Origin of the sequence: Bacillus mycoides, from assembly GCF_018742245.1 — a bacterium.
Classification (GTDB): Bacteria; Bacillota; Bacilli; order Bacillales; family Bacillaceae_G; genus Bacillus_A; species Bacillus_A cereus_U.
In genome coordinates, this window is the sequence record NZ_CP036132.1 from 1,738,346 (window position 1) to 1,755,538 (window position 17,193).

The window sequence follows — 17,193 nt, forward strand, 5'->3', positions numbered from 1 at the left end:
TGAAAAAATACATAGGAAGTGGCATCTTTGAATTGGAATCAATTATGGAAGAAAGATATATCTCTTTTAATTATTTTAATGATTGTTGTCCCAATTGCTGGAGAGCTAAATTTTCATCCTTTCAACGATACGTTTCGCGTTAGCTTTGGGACACCGCTTTTCTTCTTTTTATTACTATTTTTAAGAAGAATACCAGCGGCGGTTGCAGGTATTCTTGTTGGTATATCTGTAGTCTTATTCCGTGTATGTCTTGACTGGGTGTTGCAAGGGTCTTTTTATATGACAGAATCATTTTATTTGCGCTATCCTGTGTTCTTTTATTATTTTATTTATGGAAGTCTTTTTTCGCTTTGTAGGGTGAATAAGTTCCATCAGAAGCCAATTATAATTGGCTACCTTGGGATTACAATTGAAATTATTGCAAGTATGTCAGAACTTGCAATTTATCATATGGTAGTACTTGGTACCACGATAACAATTTCTGAAGTGAATAAGCTAATCATTATTGCTATTTTCCGTAGTTTCTTTGCGCTTGGTTTTTTAAATATGATGAATTTATATGAAACGAAATTAAAAGAATCACAAGTTCGAAAAGAAAATGAAAATATGTTGATGCATCTTTCTAACTTATATGTGGAATCTGTTCATTTGAAAAAAACGTTACAAAATGCGGAGTTAATTACACAAGAAGCGTATCAATTATATCGGAATTTACAAGCGAACGATGATTCAAGTAGTAAAACAGCATTGAAAATAGCGGGAGAAGTGCACGAAATAAAAAAGGATAATCAAAGGATTTTTGCGGGATTATCTAAACTGTTATTAGATAAAAATGTAGCTGAGTATGTAGAAGGACATGAGCTTGCGGAAATGATTGTGAGAATAAATGAGAAGTACGCTGAAATGTTGGAAAAAGAAATACGTTTTTCTAAACATATTGAAGGTGAGCATGCAGAATATCATGTGTATACGGTCTTATCAATTTTTAATAATTTAGTTGCAAATGCCGTTGAAGCAATTGAGGGTAGTGGTGCTATCATTATTAAGTTATATAAACTTGATAAACGTATATTGTTTGAAGTAATTGACGATGGGCCTGGTATTGCGCAAAAATATAAAAAACTAGTATTTAAGCCAGGATTTACTTCAAAGTATGATCAAACGGGAACACCATCAACAGGAATTGGACTTTCTTACATAAACGAAATGGTAACAGAGCTCGGAGGAGAAGTAAGATTGGAAGACCTGGAAACTGGTGAAGGGTGTAAGTTTGTCGTTTGTTTACCGGAGTGCAGTTTAAAGCAGGAAGGGGAATGAAGTTGTTTTATTATATCGTAGATGATGATGAAGTTTTCCGATCCATGCTTTCACAAATCATTGAAGATGGCGATCTTGGGGAAGTAATTGGAGAATCGGAAGACGGAGCTTTTATTGAAGCAGATCAACTAAATTTTAAAAAAGTAGATATTTTATTTATTGATTTATTAATGCCCATGCGAGATGGGATTGAAACAGTTCGCCATATTGCATCCTCTTTTTCAGGGAAAATCATTATGATCTCTCAAGTGGAATCGAAACAGCTTATTGGTGAGGCGTATACACTTGGTGTTGAATATTATATTACAAAACCATTGAATAAAATTGAGGTTATATCTGTTGTACGTAAAGTAATGGAACGTATTCGTTTAGAGCGCTCTATACATGATATTCAAAAATCATTGAATAACGTTTTTAAGTGGGAACAGCCGCAAGTTCGAAATGAGCCAATGCAAGAAGGAAAAAGAATAGCAGATTCAGGACGCTATTTATTATCAGAACTCGGTATTGCGGGAGAGAATGGAAGTAAAGATTTACTTAGTATGCTGGAATATTTATATGGACAAGAAAAAGCACAAACATTTGAATTTGGATTTCCTGCTTTAAAAGATATCTTTCACCATATAACTATAAGGAAATTAGAGAATATAGCTTCAGATACACATATAGATAAGGAGAGAAAAGCATCTGAACAAAGAGTACGTAGAGCGATTTATCAATCGTTAAATCACTTAGCTTCCCTTGGATTAACAGACTTTTCAAATCCGAAATTTGAAAGTTATGCTCCGAAATTTTTTGATTTCACTGTAGTTAGAAAACGAATGACAGAAATGACAAAGGAAGAAGTAGCAACTTCTGGACATACGCGAATTAATACGAAAAAATTTATTCAAGTGTTGTATTTTGAGGCGAAACGGTTGATGGAGATAGAGTGAGAAAAGGTGCTTATAAATGAGCATCTTTTTTTATTAAATCTACATTTTATATTTTCTCGTAGAGCATGTAAAATGTTAGTTAAGAGAAACTGGTTTTAAATTAAGGAAGTGTCAAAACAATGGGTTTTACATTAAACAAATCGATTATTAAAGAAGTATGCGGAGAGACCTCATATAAAAGAGGCGAAGCTTATTATAAATCAAATAAAGTAATAATAAATCATTATGATGAAAATAAAGAAATTTGCGAGGCGACGGTAAAAGGGAACGAAGATTTTCATGTTACAGTAGAAAAAGCTAAAAAAGGTGATGTTGTTGCGAAATGTAGTTGTCCTTCATTAGCGTCTTTTCAAACTTACTGTCAACATGTTGCCGCAGTATTGATACAAATAAATTATAATCAGCAAACCGGTGGAATGCTGCCTATTAGTAGCGGAAACATGAGCGGAAATGAACAATTAACAAGCGGGATGTTTCAGTTGTTTGCAGAACAACCACTGAGGCCAAAAAGTAAACAACACCGTTTTGATACACGTGAAATACTTGATATTGAGTTTAATTGTACACCAGTAGTTACGAAAAATGGTGGGGCACTTCTTGGGGTTCAGTTGAAAATCGCCAAAACGTATTTCGTAAATCATATTAGAGAATTTCTTTCTAAAGTGGAGAAAAGAGAGGCTTTTAATTGTTCCAATGAATTTACATACACACCAGATGTACATAGCTTCAAGCAAGAAACGGATGCGATTATTCAGCAACTTATTAAAATGTATCATAATGAAAAAATGTATGAAGATACACTAGAAGTACACGCAAAACAAGATGATAGCATGATTTTAATACCGCCAGCTTCGTGGATGGATATGCTTTCTTTACTTTCTAAAACTGAGTGTGTGAGGCTTAATCAAGATGGACAATCTTTTCACGGTTTACAAATTTCAAAAGGACTACTGCCTTTACATTTTGAGTTTAATAAAGGGAGTAACGGTGGGTTTACACTTTATATTGACGGCTTACAACAAGTAGAAGTAATGGATACGTATAGTTATGCTCTATTTGGAGGGAAACTGCATCAGTTGAATGCTGAGGATTGTAAGCGGCTTATCGAATTACAAAAAATGATGAATCGTTCTAGTAGTAACCAGTTGTATATTCCAGCAGATAAGATGGAACACTTTGTAGCAAAAGTTGTACCAGGATTAATGAAGCTTGGTACTGTGCGAATTGATGAAGTAATATCAAATCGTGTTGAAACGCCTTCGCTAAAAGCAAAATTATATTTAGATCGAGTGAAAAATCGCTTGTTAGCAGGTCTCGAATTTCATTATGGAAACGTCGTGATTAATCCGTTAGAAGAGGATGGACAGCCATCTGTTTTTAATCGTGATGAGAAAAAGGAAAAAGAGATTTTAGACATTATGAGTGAAAGTGCCTTTGCAAAGACAGAAGGCGGTTATTTTATGCATAATGAAGAAGCTGAGTATAACTTTTTATATTACGTTGTTCCAACGTTAAAAGGTTTAGTTGATATTTATGCGACGACAGCAATCAAATTACGAATTCATAAAGGAGACACAGCTCCTCTTATACGAGTTAGAAGGAAAGAGAGAATTGATTGGTTATCATTCCGCTTTGATATAAAAGGTATTCCAGAGGCAGAAATTAAAGGGGTATTAGTCGCTCTTGAGGAGAAGCGCAAATATTATCGTTTAGCAAGTGGTGCTTTACTATCACTTGAGAGTAAAGAGTTTAATGACATTAATCAGTTTATAAAAGAATCTAGTATTCGAAAAGAATTTTTAAAGGGCGAAGAAATAGATGTCCCTCTTATTCGTAGTGTGAAATGGATGAATTCATTGCAAGAAGGAAACGTATTAAGTTTAGATGAGTCTGTTCAAGAATTGGTAGAGAACATTCAAAACCCTAAAAAGCTGAAGTTTACGGTGCCAAGTGGCTTAGATGCGATAATGAGAGAGTATCAAATATACGGATTCCAGTGGATGAAAACACTTGCCTATTATCGTTTTGGTGGCATTTTAGCTGATGATATGGGACTTGGGAAAACGTTGCAAAGTATTGCTTTTATAGACTCTGTTTTGCCGGAAATTCGAGAGAAGAAACTGCCTATATTAGTTGTTTCTCCGTCTTCCCTTGTTTACAACTGGCTTAGCGAGTTAAAAAAATTCGCTCCACATATTAGAGCTGTTATTGCAGATGGAAATCAAGAAGAGCGCCGAAAAGTTTTAAAAGATGTAACGAAATTTGATGTAGTAATTACGTCCTATCCTTTACTAAGAAGAGATATAAGATTATATGCAATGCCATTTCATACGCTATTTCTTGATGAAGCACAAGCATTTAAAAATCATACGACGCAAACTGCAAGAGCAGTAAAAACAGTTCAGGCGGAGTACCGTTTTGGACTAACAGGAACGCCTGTAGAAAATTCATTAGAAGAGCTATGGTCTATCCTCCACGTCGTCTTCCCAGAATTATTACCAGGAAGAAAAGAGTTCGGTGATTTAAGACGTGAAGATATTGCGAAGCGGGTAAAACCTTTCGTGTTAAGAAGGTTAAAGGAAGATGTATTACAGGAGCTACCAGAAAAAATTGAGCACTTACAATCATCAGAACTTTTACCAGATCAAAAGAGGCTTTACGCAGCTTATTTAGCAAAGTTAAGAGAAGAAACGTTAAAACATTTGGATAAAGATACGTTACGTAAAAATAAAATTCGGGTTTTAGCTGGTTTAACGAGACTACGGCAAATTTGTTGTCATCCTGCTTTGTTTGTTGATGATTATAAAGGCAGTTCAGCCAAATTTGAACAACTTTTAGAGATTTTAGAGGAATGTAGAAGTACAGGGAAGCGAATTTTAATTTTTTCTCAATTTACGAAGATGCTTTCAATAATCGGACGAGAATTAAACCGTCAAGCAGTTCCATACTTTTATTTAGACGGGAGTACACCAGCGCAAGAACGTGTAGAGCTATGCAATCGTTTTAACGAAGGTGAAGGGGATTTATTTCTTATCTCGTTAAAAGCTGGTGGTACCGGTTTGAATTTAACAGGTGCAGATACGGTTATATTGTATGATTTATGGTGGAATCCAGCTGTTGAACAACAAGCAGCGGATAGAGCGTATCGAATGGGACAAAAAAATACAGTGCAAGTGATTAAGTTAGTAGCACATGGAACAATTGAAGAAAAAATGCACGAGTTACAAGAGAGTAAGAAAAATTTAATCGCTGAAATTATCGAGCCAGGAGAAGAGAAGTTATCTTCTATTACGGAGGAAGAAATCCGTGATATTCTTATGATTTAATATGGAAAAAGCTATGCTTTCACAGAGATGAAAGCATAGCTTTTTTGTTGTAATAATTATATTTTGTTTTGTACAAAGTAAAGAGATAAAGTGAAACTTTAAATAGTGGGAGTTGTTCATCTCCCACTATTTATTTTATTTCTTTGTACCTTTACTTTTGTATGGTTTTGCAGCTTTCTTTTTCGCACTTGATTGCCAACGGTTCCATCCTTTACTTCCTGTACCTTGTCCTACACCTTTTTTCGGTTTTGCTTTCGTTTTACTCATATGATCACTCCGTTATATAAAAAATCTTATTTGATAATAGCCAATGTTTTAGAAAAATACTATCGATAAATGACTATGCTTGCTTTAAGTAAAAACAAACTGCTTGAATGCTATAGTATATCATGAAATTGCGAGTAAACTGAAAGGAATTACAAATAAAATGAAAATAATAAGAAATACTGCGGATTCTATTTTTCGAACGATCACATTACTGGTTGTGTATATGTTAGTTTCAATTAGTGAAATGTTTTTTGGATTGAAGAGACAAAGGAAATAAAAATGTTATATTAAGAACAGTCGGTAAAGGCATAAAATAAAGAATTGAAAAATATTTTAAAACTTTTTGTTGACTTTATCTATTTTTTGTATAGAATAATCATTAATAAAATGTTTCAGAGATGTGACAACAAAACGACTATGAAAGGACGAGTAGTAGTAGGATGTAGTTTAAGCGAGTCAGGGACGGTGTGAGCCTGGTACGAAGCCTATTATGAAGAACCTCCTGGAGTCGCTAACCGAAATCCTTTATAGGAAAGTAGACTTAGCCGGGAACTTCGCCGTTACAAGAAGAACAGTATCGAGATTTTTTCATCTCCGTACTGTATAAGTGAGCAACCTCTGTTGCTAATTTGGGTGGTACCGCGGAACCAAAGTCTTTCGTCCCAGTTTTTTGGGAAAGAAGGGCTTTTTTTGTTGGCTTTTTTCCACAACATCCAAACATTTTAGGAGGAAACCATCATGTATCAATCATTAATGACAGTAAGAGAGACTCAAATCGCAATTAAGGAAGTTAAAACATTTTTCGAGGATCAATTAGCAAAACGCCTTGAACTATTCCGCGTATCTGCACCATTATTCGTAACGAAAAAATCAGGATTAAATGATCACTTAAACGGTGTAGAACGTCCAATTGAGTTTGATATGTTACATTCAGGAGAAGAATTAGAAATTGTGCATTCACTAGCGAAGTGGAAAAGATTCGCATTACATGAATACGGATATGAAGCTGGTGAAGGTTTATATACAAACATGAACGCGATTCGTCGTGATGAAGAACTTGATGCAACACATTCCATTTATGTTGACCAATGGGATTGGGAAAAAATCGTTCAAAAAGAATGGCGTACTGTCGATTACTTACAAAAAACAGTACAAACAATTTATGGAATATTCAAAGAACTAGAAGATCACTTATTTGAAAAATATCCGTTCCTTGGAAAGTATTTACCAGAAGAAATGGTTTTCATTACTTCTCAAGAACTGGAAGATAAATATCCAGAATTAACACCGAAAGATCGTGAACACGCAATTGCGAAAGAACACGGTGCAGTCTTTATTATGGGAATTGGTGATGCACTCCGTTCAGGTGAAAAGCACGATGGACGCGCATCCGATTATGATGATTGGAAATTAAACGGTGACATTTTATTCTGGCACCCAGTACTACAAGCTTCATTCGAATTATCATCAATGGGAATTCGTGTTGATAGTAAAGCACTTGATGAGCAATTAACGAAAACTGGTGAAGACTTCAAACGTGAGTATGATTTCCATAAAGGTATTTTAGAAGACGTACTACCATTAACAATTGGTGGTGGTATCGGCCAATCAAGAATGTGTATGTACTTCTTACGTAAAGCACATATCGGTGAAGTTCAATCTTCTGTATGGCCTGACGATTTACGTGAAGCTTGCAAAAAAGAAAACATTCATTTGTTTTAATATAAGTGAGAGGGAGAGTAGCTGTGGAATAAGAGCTACTCTCCCTTTTTTACTTTGACGTGAAAAAAGTTATTTTGAATGAATATAGATCGTTTTTTCAAGGGAAAGAGCGAAAGGGTATATGTGATAAGAAATAAGAAGAGTCATTTATATTTCCTAGGAAAGGGTATAAAGAATAATCTAATTGTTTTATAATGATCTTCGGATATCGATAACAAGATAAAAAGCTGTCTGCATAGATTTTTAAAATTCTATGTGGACAGCTTTCTATTTATATAGGAAGGAAATAGATTAATGTAATTTGTTGTAAGTTTTACTGGCGGAAATTAAATCATTTGCACTAAAGGCTCAATTTTCGCCATAAATGATTGATGGAGTGCTTCAACACCATCTACTAAGTGAATACGGTCAATGACAACTGATACTTTAATTTCAGATGTACTTACCATTTTAATATGAATACCGCCTTCTTTTAAAGTAGTGAACATATTCGCAGCAACTCCCGGGTTAGATACCATACCAGATCCTACAATTGATACTTTCGCTAAATGATTTTCATGTTCTACAGATTCATAGTGAAGTGCCTCTTGATTTTGTTCTAACACTTCTAATGTTTCTCTTAAATCATTAGAATGAATCGAGAAGGAGAGGTGAACAGTTCCTTCATTTGTAATACTTTGAATAATAATATCTACATTAATATGTGCCGCTGCTAATGTAGAGAAAACTGTTGAAAGTGCACCTTGTTCTAATCCTTTAATTGTGACGCGTGTAATATTATCCTCAAATGCGATACCTTTAACGATTGATTGTTGTTCCATGTTACATTCTCCCCTTACAATTGTTCCGTTTTCTTGTTCCATGCTTGATCTTACTTCTAAAACGACATTATGATTTTTAGCAAATTCAACAGCGCGTGGGTGTAATACGCCAGCACCGAGATTTGCAAGCTCTAACATTTCGTCATAAGAAATTTCATCTAATTTATAAGCACCTTGTACAACTCGTGGATCAGTCGTATATACGCCTGACACATCCGTATAAATATCACATTTTTTTGCTTTTAGTGCCGCAGCTAATGCGACAGCAGTCGTATCGGAGCCACCGCGGCCAAGTGTGGTAATTTCATGTTCTTCACTTACTCCTTGGAAACCAGCTACTATAACAATCGTGCCATCAGCAAGATAGGATTGAATACGACCAGTATTAATGTCAGTAATCCGTGCACTGCTATGTACAGATTCTGTTGTAATACCAGCCTGCCATCCTGTTAATGAAATTGCGTTATAACCTTTTGTTTGTAGTGCCATTGTTAATAATGAAATGGTTACTTGTTCTCCTGTAGATAGGAGCATATCCATTTCACGTTTACTTGGATTTTCAGTAATAGCGTTAGCAAGTGCTACAAGTTTATCCGTACTTTTTCCCATCGCTGAAACGACAGAGACAATACTATGTCCTCGTTCATATTCTTCAATAATTAAATTTGCTACATGTTGAATGCGTTCGACGCTTCCGACAGAAGTACCGCCAAATTTTTGTACAATCGTTTCCATTACGAATTCCTTCTTTCGTCCATTTTTAAGAATAGGTTAGGACATATACAAATCCCAATATTCCTGTAGTTACCAGAGAGAAAAACAAAAAACACCATCTCAAATAAGTGAGGATGGTGCTGTTACAGGAAAAGGGAAACAGAAAACGGAGCTAATAAAAAAAACCGCCAAAAAAGGAATATCATAAAAATGATATCTCTTTTTTGTAGATAGCTCTTCATACGTACACGTCTGTACATATGACAGTTCTGTTTCTATTCGAAAACAGCCCCAATTGATAAATGCAGAGAAATTTATCAATTTCGGCAACACTTCCTTTCCTCTAAGATCATAGACATCTCTGTGTCTCCTTTAGAATACTTATAAGCGTTGCAACCTCTATCTCACGTTTTAGGCGAGAGTGTATGATTTATGAAGTTGTTGGTAACATTTGTTTTATAATAATTTAAATTTTTCAGGGAATCAAGTGTTTTTTGTATTTTTTTGAAATTCTATCTTTTTATTAAATTAGTTTGTGAAAAACGTAGCAAAATAAATTCGTTGCATGTACATTAAAAATATAGAGCATGGGAGGTGGAAGGATGGGGAAGAAAAAGCCTATTTATGTAGCGACAGAAATGAACACAACAATGGAGAAACTATGGGCATATACACAAGAGCCTGATATACATACAGAGTGGGATGCCCGTTTTACGGAAATTTCGTATTTAGAGAAAAAAGAAGGGGAGCCACAAAAGTTTTTATATAAAACAAAGATCGGATTCGGGCTTGAAATAGCCGGAGAAGGGGAATCGATAGGTGAAATAAGAAAAGAAACTGGAGAGCGCATTTCCTCTTTGAAATTTTGGACAGACAATAAGCTATCACTTATACAAATAGGACGAGGTTATTGGAAGTATACCCCGAATGGAGAACATATTCATTTTGAAACGCAATATGATTATGATACAAGGTTTGGTCGTATAGGGAATGTGATAGATTCATATATTTTTCGTCCGCTATTAGGTTGGGCAACTGCATGGAGTTTTGATGCTTTAAAATTATGGTTAGAAAAGGGACTTCATCCTAAGTTGCTAATTAGAAGAACGATGACGTATTGGCTCGTTTGCTTTTTAGTTGCTTTCGTATGGTTATATCAAGGGATTGTACCGAAATTGATGTTTACTCATTCAGAAGAAGTAAAGATGCTTTCTGCGCTAATCGGATCGAATGATAGTAGTATTTTTATACTTAAAATAGTTGGATTTTTAGAAATAATATGGGGTGTTATGTGGCTATTGCCCTTTCAAAAACGAAAGTTGTTTATATTGCATATTGTTATGTTAATAGGCTTAACTATAGTGGCAGGAGTTACGAATATCACAAGTTTTACAGAGCCGTTTAATCCGATTACATTAAATTTTCTTCTAATAGGGTTATCGATTGTCGGTTATATGAATAGCACTAATTTGCCGAGTGCAAAAAATTGTAAGAGGACGAGAAAGGGATAAGTATATGGTTAATATTTATGAAAGATTATTAGGGGATTCTTATAAAAGGCTTCATCCAAAATTGCAGGAACGATATGCGATAACAAAGGGAAAAAGCTTTATTGGGGAAGGGGAAATGGATGAAATTTATGGAGGATCTTTTTTCGTTAAATTAATATTAAAAATTACATCGAAGTTCCGTATGTTTTTCTCTGAGCGAGGGCAAAAAGTTCCGTTTGTGATACATAATACCGCTGAGCGAGATGGACAGGGGAAAGAATTTGTACGGTGGAATCGTACTTTTTATTTTCATAATAAGAAAAGATATTTTAACGCTGTTATGAAGTTGGATGAAGAGAATAATGAAATTGTAGATTATTTTGGCGAACCGCATATACTCGTTTCTACGTTGAATTTTTATATTGATGAAAAAGGCGGGATGCATATTTCTTCAAAGAAACAATGGTTTTTTATGTTTGGAAGAAAAATACCGTTACCTAGATTTTTATACGGAGAGGCAAAAATTGTAGAAAGTTATGATGAGACACTACAATGTTTTCGAATTCATGTACAAGTACGAAATCCGTTAATTGGTTCGTTATTTTCATATAAGGGAACATTTGTGGAAAGGGAATAAACGATATGAAAAATATACTATTTGGGCTTGTTTGTTATATTATATTTCTAATATACGAGTGGTCGAATATAAATCCTGTTGAAGCAATTATATTGTTATCTATCTTATTATTTATACCGATGTCATTTTGTATTATTGACAAAGAAACAAGAAATGGAACGTATTTATTATTTTATAAATTTGTATCGTTTTTATATCCAATTGCAGCAATCAGTGCAATGCTAGCTTTCGTAACAAATCACTATTTCTTTGCGCTACTTTGGTTTGCATATACAGGAATCGTTGCATTATTTGGTATAAGTAGATTGCTAGAAAGAGGATGGAAGCCCTTAGAGGAAGCAGCTATAGATAGTGCTTTTATTTATTTGTTTTTAGGTGGTTTTTGGTTTTTTGCTTCTGTAGCAAAATTCCCCATTATGCATTTTAGTTCTGACATAGTTTTACTCACAGCTGCACACTTTCATTATTCGGCATTTCTATTGCCGTTATCAGCTGGTTTACTTGGAAGGAAAAGAGAACAGGGAAGTAAGTTATATGACGCTATTATGTTTATCATCGTCATTTCTCCAATGACAGTTGCGATAGGAATTACGTATTCGAGGGTGTTTGAATTTTTTGCAGTGTTCATATATTTATGTGCCATATACGGATATGGAGTTTACGTGTGGAGAACGAAATTTAATGCTATAAGTGCAAAGATTCTCCTTACTCTTTCATCCAGTACACTTATGGTAACGATAATGTTTTCACTCATATATTCATACGGGAATTTCAAACAAGCAATGACGATTACAATTGCACAAATGGTTTGGATCCATGGTGTTGTCAATGGAATTGGAGTGGCGTTACCAGCATTTGTCGGCTGGATGATTGAAAAGAGTGCTCCGAAGTATAAGTATTATGGGAAAATAATGAGCAGGTTAAGAGGAAATGCGACAGTTGGTGAAGCATTTTTACATAACAGAAATTTAATAGATAACAAGGAATACAAAGGTTTAGTTGATAAAATGAATGATTTTCATAGTGAGGTATTTGACATGGCGAAGATTCCTTTAAGTATTATTCGTTTTTATGAAAATACAAAAGAGTATGAGTTACAATCGCATATTAAATGGACTCGTTGGTTTCGCCCGCTTGCATTTTGTTATGAGAAAATGAGTAAGCGTGTAGGACAAATACATTTAGGAATGGGCGGCAAGTGGGAAACTATGCATGGCTCTATCATTGGGGTAATAGATGAGAAGGATGGAAGAGAGAATGTAAGGGCTTGGCTAAGAAAAAATGAAGCAGGAGAATCTATTTTTGTAGCTCTTTACTCAAAACATACCCATGAGGATGAGAAATACATGAATATCGGATTACCTTTACCATATTCGAATATGACGGGGATTTTGAAATTATGTAATAAGAATAAAGATTTAATCATTACTAGTAAGTTGAGAAGAAATGGTAAGGGAGATGAGGGGATTTATTTACATACTCGTTTCTTTACAATACGTTTACCATTAGCAGAGACTTTTATTATTAAAGAGAGCACGGATCAAATATTAGAAGCTAATCATAGAATGTGGATATTTGGAGTTAAGTTTTTAGAAATTGATTATGAGATTAAGAAAATAGAGGAGAAGTAAGAAAAGCTTGGAGAGATTCCAAGCTTTTTTACGTATGCGTAATTGTCATCGCAACTTGTTTATCCAAGTCTCGGTCCCAAACACGTTGAATTTCAAACGTACCTTTTTCAAAAAATAATGGGAATCTCTCTTTAAACCAATCTTGCATAGGAAGATTTAGTGCTTCATCAATTGGTACCCATAATAATTCGCCTTCAGGAGGATTCAAAAGGAGTTCACCTTCAAATGAATCTGTCCAATAGTTAAATACCATATATCGAACATTTTCCTTAGGATTTACATATTCGTCTAACCCCTTGAAAATTAAATTAGAAACGTGGAGTCCGGTCTCCTCTTTCGATTCTCGTATAGCAGCTTGTAATATGCTTTCTGGGAAATCTACTTTTCCACCAGGAGCTATGTAGCCAGGAAAACCTCGATGGTCGGGGCGTTTTATAAGTAAAGCGTCATTATTTCGCTGGATTATACACATTGTATAGATGCGGTGCTCGATGTTATGAGAATTTTGAGGCATAATAATGTATTCTCCTTTATCTTTTCTTGATAATTTTACCATAACATAATAGTTTCTTATATAATTAAAAATAGAATATTATTAATTTTCGGTTATTAATTATAAAGTCTATAATCATTTGAAAAGAGGAGAGAGATATGCAAGGAGAAATACCAACAGAGAAAAATTTAAGTTATGTCGGTAAATTGTTATTGCCAGTTAAAGTGTCACTACACTTTAAGTTTTTATGGATTGGGCAACTACTTTCAACTTTAGGTAGTTCGATCACGATGGTCATTCTCCCAGTCGTTGTGTATTCATTAACTGGTTCAACAGTTGTAATGGGAATGACTATGGCAATGTACATGCTTCCTAATATTCTTGCGTTACCGTTTGCTGGATTGGTCGTGGATCGAATTAACCGGGTGAAATTGATGTTATTTACAGATATAATCCGCTGCATATTAATGCTATTACTTGCAACACTTATATTTATGGACGTTTTAACGATTCCACTTTTATATGTACTTGTTGCATTATATGGACTTATGGAAGGTATATTTCAGCCGGCATATTCAGCTGTAAGAGCGAAGGTATTTGTACCGGAAATTCGAAATGCAGCTAACGCATTAACGCAAATGAGTAATCAGGGTATACGATTAATTGGACCGGCTCTTGGAGGGTTGATTGTTTCAGTTACATCCGCCGGAATTGGGTTTGGATTGGATGCAGTAACGTACTTGCTATCATTTGTATGTTTATTATTTTTAAAAGAAATAAAGTTTAATAAAGTACAGAAATTTGAAAGAAATAAAGTTAATTATAAACAAGATTTTATGGAAGGGATTCTTGTTCTAAAAAGCCATCCGTGGTTGTGGATTACTATTCTAGTCTTTTCTTTCGTTAATATTTGTTATGCAGGTATTATCGTTGTATTAATTCCATGGTTGTTTAATGTTCATCATCATTTTGAAGCTTACGTATATGGATTGGGTATGGCTGCTTCTGGTGCTGGAGCTGTAATTGCAGCGCTAATTTTTGGTGGGAGGCAGCAGTGGCATAAGAGAGGATTACTTGCATATGGCGGTGTGTTAATAAGTGGAATGGCACTGTTAATTATGCCTTTCGTTTCTTGGGCACCTGCCTTAATTGGATTAATGGCAATTGAAGGATTCGGTATTATGATATTTGGGCTCATTTGGGAAACAAGTTTACAAGAGCTTGTACCAGAAGAAGCATTTGGAAGAGTGGCAAGCCTTGATATGTTAGGTTCATTTGCTTTATTGCCATTAGGATATGTGGTTGTAGGCTGGTTAGCTACTGTAATAGGTGGAGAGATAACAATTATAACGCTAGCTATTTTAGTACTCATAACAATTGGAATGGCATTGTCTGTACCAAGTATTCGGCGGTTCGATTGATCATGTAGGCTAAAAGGGGGATATGGTATATGACTATAGAAAACCTAAACGATTTAGTAGTAGCAGAGTTGGGATGTAAATACGTTTTGGAAGAAAAGGTATTTGAAGCAAAGAATTTTACGGTGTATATTGCGACTTCTATAGAAAATAAAATGACATATAATCGATTCATCTTAATTAAGCATTTGTCTAATGAAGTGCCTTCCGTACATGTTTGGGACAAAAAAATTTGTGTAGACGATACAAAAATAGATATTGCAACAGAAGTGACAGAAGCAATTCAATCTGGTTTTGTAAATAAAGAGTAAGCCCTAATCAAATTAGGACTTACTCTTCATTAAACACAAATGTTTGTTTCATTTTTTTACTCTCATGTACTGGATGGCCGTTGTAAGAGAAATTCTTTTCTTCCCAAGTAATGACGATTTTAAAATTATGGCTATTAAAGTCTAATGGGAATACCATGTAGTCAAAGCTTGTATGACTTTTTGAAACGTTGTTATTTGATGTAGTAGGATTAAAGGTAGTTTTAGATGTAGGTGTGTTATCAAGTATTTCTACGGATACATTTGATACATCATTACCAATATTTTTTAAGAGTAAACTATATGTATCATATACACCTTGTTTTGGCTGCACCGCTTGCTTGTTTGAGTTATGAGATTTGTCAATTTCGATATACCACTGTTTAGACTTTGACGCAATTGGTAGTGATTGAAATGTGTATGCACTAGCTTGTGTTGGTAGTGCTAAGCATATAAGGACGAAAAGAGATATTATTTTTCGTTTCATTTTGAAAAACCCCCATTCTTTAACAAAGTTATTTGTTATTATTCGCTCTGCTTGAGAAAATATACCATATAATGTAAGGGGGCAGGGGTATGAGTCTCGGCTTAGGAATCATTATAGTATTCGCTACGGTTATACTTGGCACGTTTGCTTAATAGCTGGTATATACGCGATCCATATGCTGGCTGCTACACACCAAATCCAGTCAGAGTGAATTGTAAGGGAGAACATTATATTGAAAGTACTAGTAAGCACGGGGAGTAGTATTTTTCTACAATTTTTATTTTTCTATATATTTATTTCGGGTATTTTACTGGAAGTTAACCTTTGGTATGCGGTAGTTTTATATACAAGCATTGTGATGCTAAGTCTATTTCTTGCGATATTTTCAATTATTAGCTCTATAAGGAAGAGTTCGACTGCTATCTTTCTTACAATACTGGTTGGAGTTGAAACGTCGTTATTTGCAATATTAATTATCGGCTTTACAGTGTTTGCTTATTTTTTACCGGAAGCAGGTATTCCACCGGTAATTAGTTTGTAGTATAAGTGGATGTGTCAAAAGATAAATGCCATTAAAGTGATATATTAAGGGGAATTAGATAAGGAAGCTGTGTAGAGATTTTTCTACACAGCATTTTTTGTGTCTAGCGTTCAATTACATATGTTTGTTGGTATGTAATTGAACGCCTTTGTATCAATTTATTAAACTGAAGATGGAGAGTCCCACGTATGAATCAAAAGAATGTTAATATGAAAAAATTACCAATAAATATGTTAAAATAACATTGTCATATAACAAGGGGGATTCGTTTGATGGAAAAAGAGCATCTTGCTAAAGTAGATTTAACGAAAAGAATTGATTCGAAATCTAAGTACAATAAGAAACTTGAAAAATATCAAATGCGCTTATTGGCACTACAGCAAATTTTAAAAGAAGAAAAAATAGCTGTTATGCTTGTTATGGAAGGTTGGGATGCAGCAGGTAAAGGCGGAGCGATTAAGCGAGTGACTGAACATCTTGATCCGCGTGGATTCCAAGTAAATCCAATTGGTGCGCCTGCTCCTCATGAAAAACGGTATCATTATTTGCAACGTTTTTGGCGGAAACTTCCTCAATATGGGCAAATTACTATATTCGACCGTTCATGGTATGGGCGTGTATTAGTTGAACGTGTTGAAGGGTTCGCCACAAAGGAAGAGTGGACGAGGGCGTATGGTGAAATTAATGATTTCGAGAAGCTATTAACAGATGATCATTACATAATAGGAAAGTTTTTCTATCATATTAGTAAAGACGAACAGTTAAAGAGATTTACAGAAAGAGAGAACAACCCTCTTAAAAGGTGGAAGATTACAGACGAAGACTGGCGTAATCGTGAAAAATGGGATGAGTATGTCGAAGCAATGGAAGACATGTTTGAAAACACAAATAAGCCGAATGCGAAATGGCATATTATTGCGAGTAATGATAAATTATACGCTCGTTTGAAAACATTGAAAGTAATTATTTCATTAATTGAGGATTATTTCTTAGAACATAATATAGAATTACCTTCGTATTATTATGAAATAAAAGAAGGTAAGAAAAAGGAAACTGAATCTATGCAAGATGTAGGAGTTAAATAGT

At 34.6% G+C, this 17,193-nt stretch carries 15 protein-coding genes, 1 pseudogene, 1 riboswitch and 1 other annotated feature; of the genes and pseudogenes, 12 read left to right on the plus strand and 4 right to left on the minus strand.

All coding sequences use genetic code 11. From position 1 onward, the window contains the following. Positions 1 to 18 precede the first annotated feature (18 nt). From EXW56_RS08895 to EXW56_RS08905, 3 genes are all read left to right on the plus strand, one after another. On the plus strand, positions 19 to 1,317 hold the full coding sequence (locus EXW56_RS08895; RefSeq protein WP_087952704.1) for a sensor histidine kinase: 1,299 nt from the start codon (positions 19 to 21) through the stop codon (positions 1,315 to 1,317). A 2-nt stretch (positions 1,318 to 1,319) separates the two neighbouring features. Next, complete coding sequence (locus EXW56_RS08900; RefSeq protein WP_002158401.1) at positions 1,320 to 2,252, plus strand: response regulator; 933 nt, start codon at positions 1,320 to 1,322, stop codon at positions 2,250 to 2,252. A gap of 119 nt (positions 2,253 to 2,371) precedes the next feature. After that, on the plus strand, positions 2,372 to 5,578 hold the full coding sequence (locus EXW56_RS08905; protein ID WP_215597372.1) for a DEAD/DEAH box helicase: 3,207 nt from the start codon (positions 2,372 to 2,374) through the stop codon (positions 5,576 to 5,578). 135 nt (positions 5,579 to 5,713) lie between these two features. Here the strand turns inward: EXW56_RS08905 and EXW56_RS08910 are convergent, their stop codons facing one another. Beyond that, on the minus strand, positions 5,714 to 5,845 hold the full coding sequence (locus tag EXW56_RS08910) for a DUF3934 family protein (protein WP_000047589.1): 132 nt from the start codon (positions 5,843 to 5,845) through the stop codon (positions 5,714 to 5,716). Between the two features lie 408 nt (positions 5,846 to 6,253). Beyond that, positions 6,254 to 6,513: a binding site (T-box leader), on the plus strand. Between the two features lie 70 nt (positions 6,514 to 6,583). On the opposite strand from EXW56_RS08910, the gene asnA reads away from it, so the two are divergent. Then, positions 6,584 to 7,567, plus strand: a complete 984-nt coding sequence (asnA, locus tag EXW56_RS08915) for an aspartate--ammonia ligase (RefSeq protein ID WP_002200951.1) — start codon at positions 6,584 to 6,586, stop codon at positions 7,565 to 7,567. Positions 7,568 to 7,614: 47 nt separating this feature from the next. Continuing rightward, a pseudogene (locus tag EXW56_RS08920) lies at positions 7,615 to 7,704 on the plus strand (helix-turn-helix domain-containing protein); the annotation flags it as partial. A 189-nt stretch (positions 7,705 to 7,893) separates the two neighbouring features. On the opposite strand, the gene EXW56_RS08925 reads toward EXW56_RS08920, so the two are convergent. Beyond that, entirely contained in the window at positions 7,894 to 9,123 is a 1,230-nt protein-coding gene (locus EXW56_RS08925; RefSeq protein ID WP_002200950.1) for an aspartate kinase, read from the minus strand. A 202-nt stretch (positions 9,124 to 9,325) separates the two neighbouring features. Beyond that, positions 9,326 to 9,512, minus strand: a riboswitch (Lysine riboswitch). Positions 9,513 to 9,704: 192 nt separating this feature from the next. On the opposite strand from EXW56_RS08925, the gene EXW56_RS08930 reads away from it, so the two are divergent. The 3 genes from EXW56_RS08930 to EXW56_RS08940 are packed head-to-tail and all read left to right on the plus strand — an operon-like array spanning position 9,705 to position 12,860. Beyond that, on the plus strand, positions 9,705 to 10,613 hold the full coding sequence (locus EXW56_RS08930; protein ID WP_002200949.1) for a DoxX-like family protein: 909 nt from the start codon (positions 9,705 to 9,707) through the stop codon (positions 10,611 to 10,613). Positions 10,614 to 10,617: 4 nt separating this feature from the next. Continuing rightward, positions 10,618 to 11,229 carry a DUF4166 domain-containing protein gene (locus tag EXW56_RS08935; RefSeq protein WP_071151133.1) on the plus strand — a complete coding sequence of 204 codons (612 nt, stop codon included), beginning with the start codon at positions 10,618 to 10,620 and terminating at the stop codon, positions 11,227 to 11,229. 5 nt (positions 11,230 to 11,234) lie between these two features. Beyond that, the gene (locus tag EXW56_RS08940) at positions 11,235 to 12,860 is read left to right on the plus strand and encodes a YndJ family protein (protein ID WP_215597373.1); all 1,626 of its coding nucleotides are present in this window, start codon (positions 11,235 to 11,237) and stop codon (positions 12,858 to 12,860) included. A 28-nt stretch (positions 12,861 to 12,888) separates the two neighbouring features. On the opposite strand, the gene EXW56_RS08945 is transcribed toward EXW56_RS08940, so the two are convergent. Continuing rightward, complete coding sequence (locus EXW56_RS08945; protein ID WP_215597374.1) at positions 12,889 to 13,374, minus strand: 8-oxo-dGTP diphosphatase; 486 nt, start codon at positions 13,372 to 13,374, stop codon at positions 12,889 to 12,891. A gap of 137 nt (positions 13,375 to 13,511) precedes the next feature. Between EXW56_RS08945 and EXW56_RS08950 the strand changes: the two genes are divergently transcribed. Continuing rightward, positions 13,512 to 14,774: an MFS transporter gene (locus EXW56_RS08950; protein ID WP_215597375.1), complete on the plus strand. Its 1,263-nt coding sequence runs from the start codon at positions 13,512 to 13,514 to the stop codon at positions 14,772 to 14,774. Between the two features lie 29 nt (positions 14,775 to 14,803). Continuing rightward, on the plus strand, positions 14,804 to 15,082 hold the full coding sequence (locus tag EXW56_RS08955) for a hypothetical protein (RefSeq protein WP_002158391.1): 279 nt from the start codon (positions 14,804 to 14,806) through the stop codon (positions 15,080 to 15,082). A gap of 19 nt (positions 15,083 to 15,101) precedes the next feature. On the opposite strand, the gene EXW56_RS08960 is transcribed toward EXW56_RS08955, so the two are convergent. Beyond that, positions 15,102 to 15,566 (minus strand): hypothetical protein, encoded by a 465-nt coding sequence (locus tag EXW56_RS08960; protein ID WP_002200945.1) that lies wholly within the window; start codon positions 15,564 to 15,566, stop codon positions 15,102 to 15,104. 232 nt (positions 15,567 to 15,798) lie between these two features. Here EXW56_RS08960 and EXW56_RS08965 point away from each other — a divergent pair, with 232 nt between their 5' ends. Beyond that, positions 15,799 to 16,107 carry an alpha/beta hydrolase gene (locus EXW56_RS08965; RefSeq protein ID WP_215597376.1) on the plus strand — a complete coding sequence of 103 codons (309 nt, stop codon included), beginning with the start codon at positions 15,799 to 15,801 and terminating at the stop codon, positions 16,105 to 16,107. Positions 16,108 to 16,379: 272 nt separating this feature from the next. After that, on the plus strand, positions 16,380 to 17,192 hold the full coding sequence (locus tag EXW56_RS08970) for a polyphosphate kinase 2 family protein (RefSeq protein ID WP_002200943.1): 813 nt from the start codon (positions 16,380 to 16,382) through the stop codon (positions 17,190 to 17,192). Position 17,193 lies beyond the last annotated feature (1 nt).

Coding starts and splice junctions, on each gene's coding strand:
- EXW56_RS08950 (WP_215597375.1), top strand. CDS start 13,512: ATGCAAGGAGAAATACCAACAGAGAAAAATTTAAGTTATGTCGGTAAA.
- EXW56_RS08970 (WP_002200943.1), top strand. CDS start 16,380: ATGGAAAAAGAGCATCTTGCTAAAGTAGATTTAACGAAAAGAATTGAT.
- EXW56_RS08955 (WP_002158391.1), top strand. CDS start 14,804: ATGACTATAGAAAACCTAAACGATTTAGTAGTAGCAGAGTTGGGATGT.
- EXW56_RS08945 (WP_215597374.1), bottom strand. CDS start 13,374: ATGCCTCAAAATTCTCATAACATCGAGCACCGCATCTATACAATGTGT.
- EXW56_RS08925 (WP_002200950.1), bottom strand. CDS start 9,123: ATGGAAACGATTGTACAAAAATTTGGCGGTACTTCTGTCGGAAGCGTC.
- EXW56_RS08930 (WP_002200949.1), top strand. CDS start 9,705: ATGGGGAAGAAAAAGCCTATTTATGTAGCGACAGAAATGAACACAACA.
- EXW56_RS08940 (WP_215597373.1), top strand. CDS start 11,235: ATGAAAAATATACTATTTGGGCTTGTTTGTTATATTATATTTCTAATA.
- EXW56_RS08935 (WP_071151133.1), top strand. CDS start 10,618: ATGGTTAATATTTATGAAAGATTATTAGGGGATTCTTATAAAAGGCTT.
- EXW56_RS08960 (WP_002200945.1), bottom strand. CDS start 15,566: ATGAAACGAAAAATAATATCTCTTTTCGTCCTTATATGCTTAGCACTA.
- EXW56_RS08910 (WP_000047589.1), bottom strand. CDS start 5,845: ATGAGTAAAACGAAAGCAAAACCGAAAAAAGGTGTAGGACAAGGTACA.
- asnA (WP_002200951.1), top strand. CDS start 6,584: ATGTATCAATCATTAATGACAGTAAGAGAGACTCAAATCGCAATTAAG.
- EXW56_RS08905 (WP_215597372.1), top strand. CDS start 2,372: ATGGGTTTTACATTAAACAAATCGATTATTAAAGAAGTATGCGGAGAG.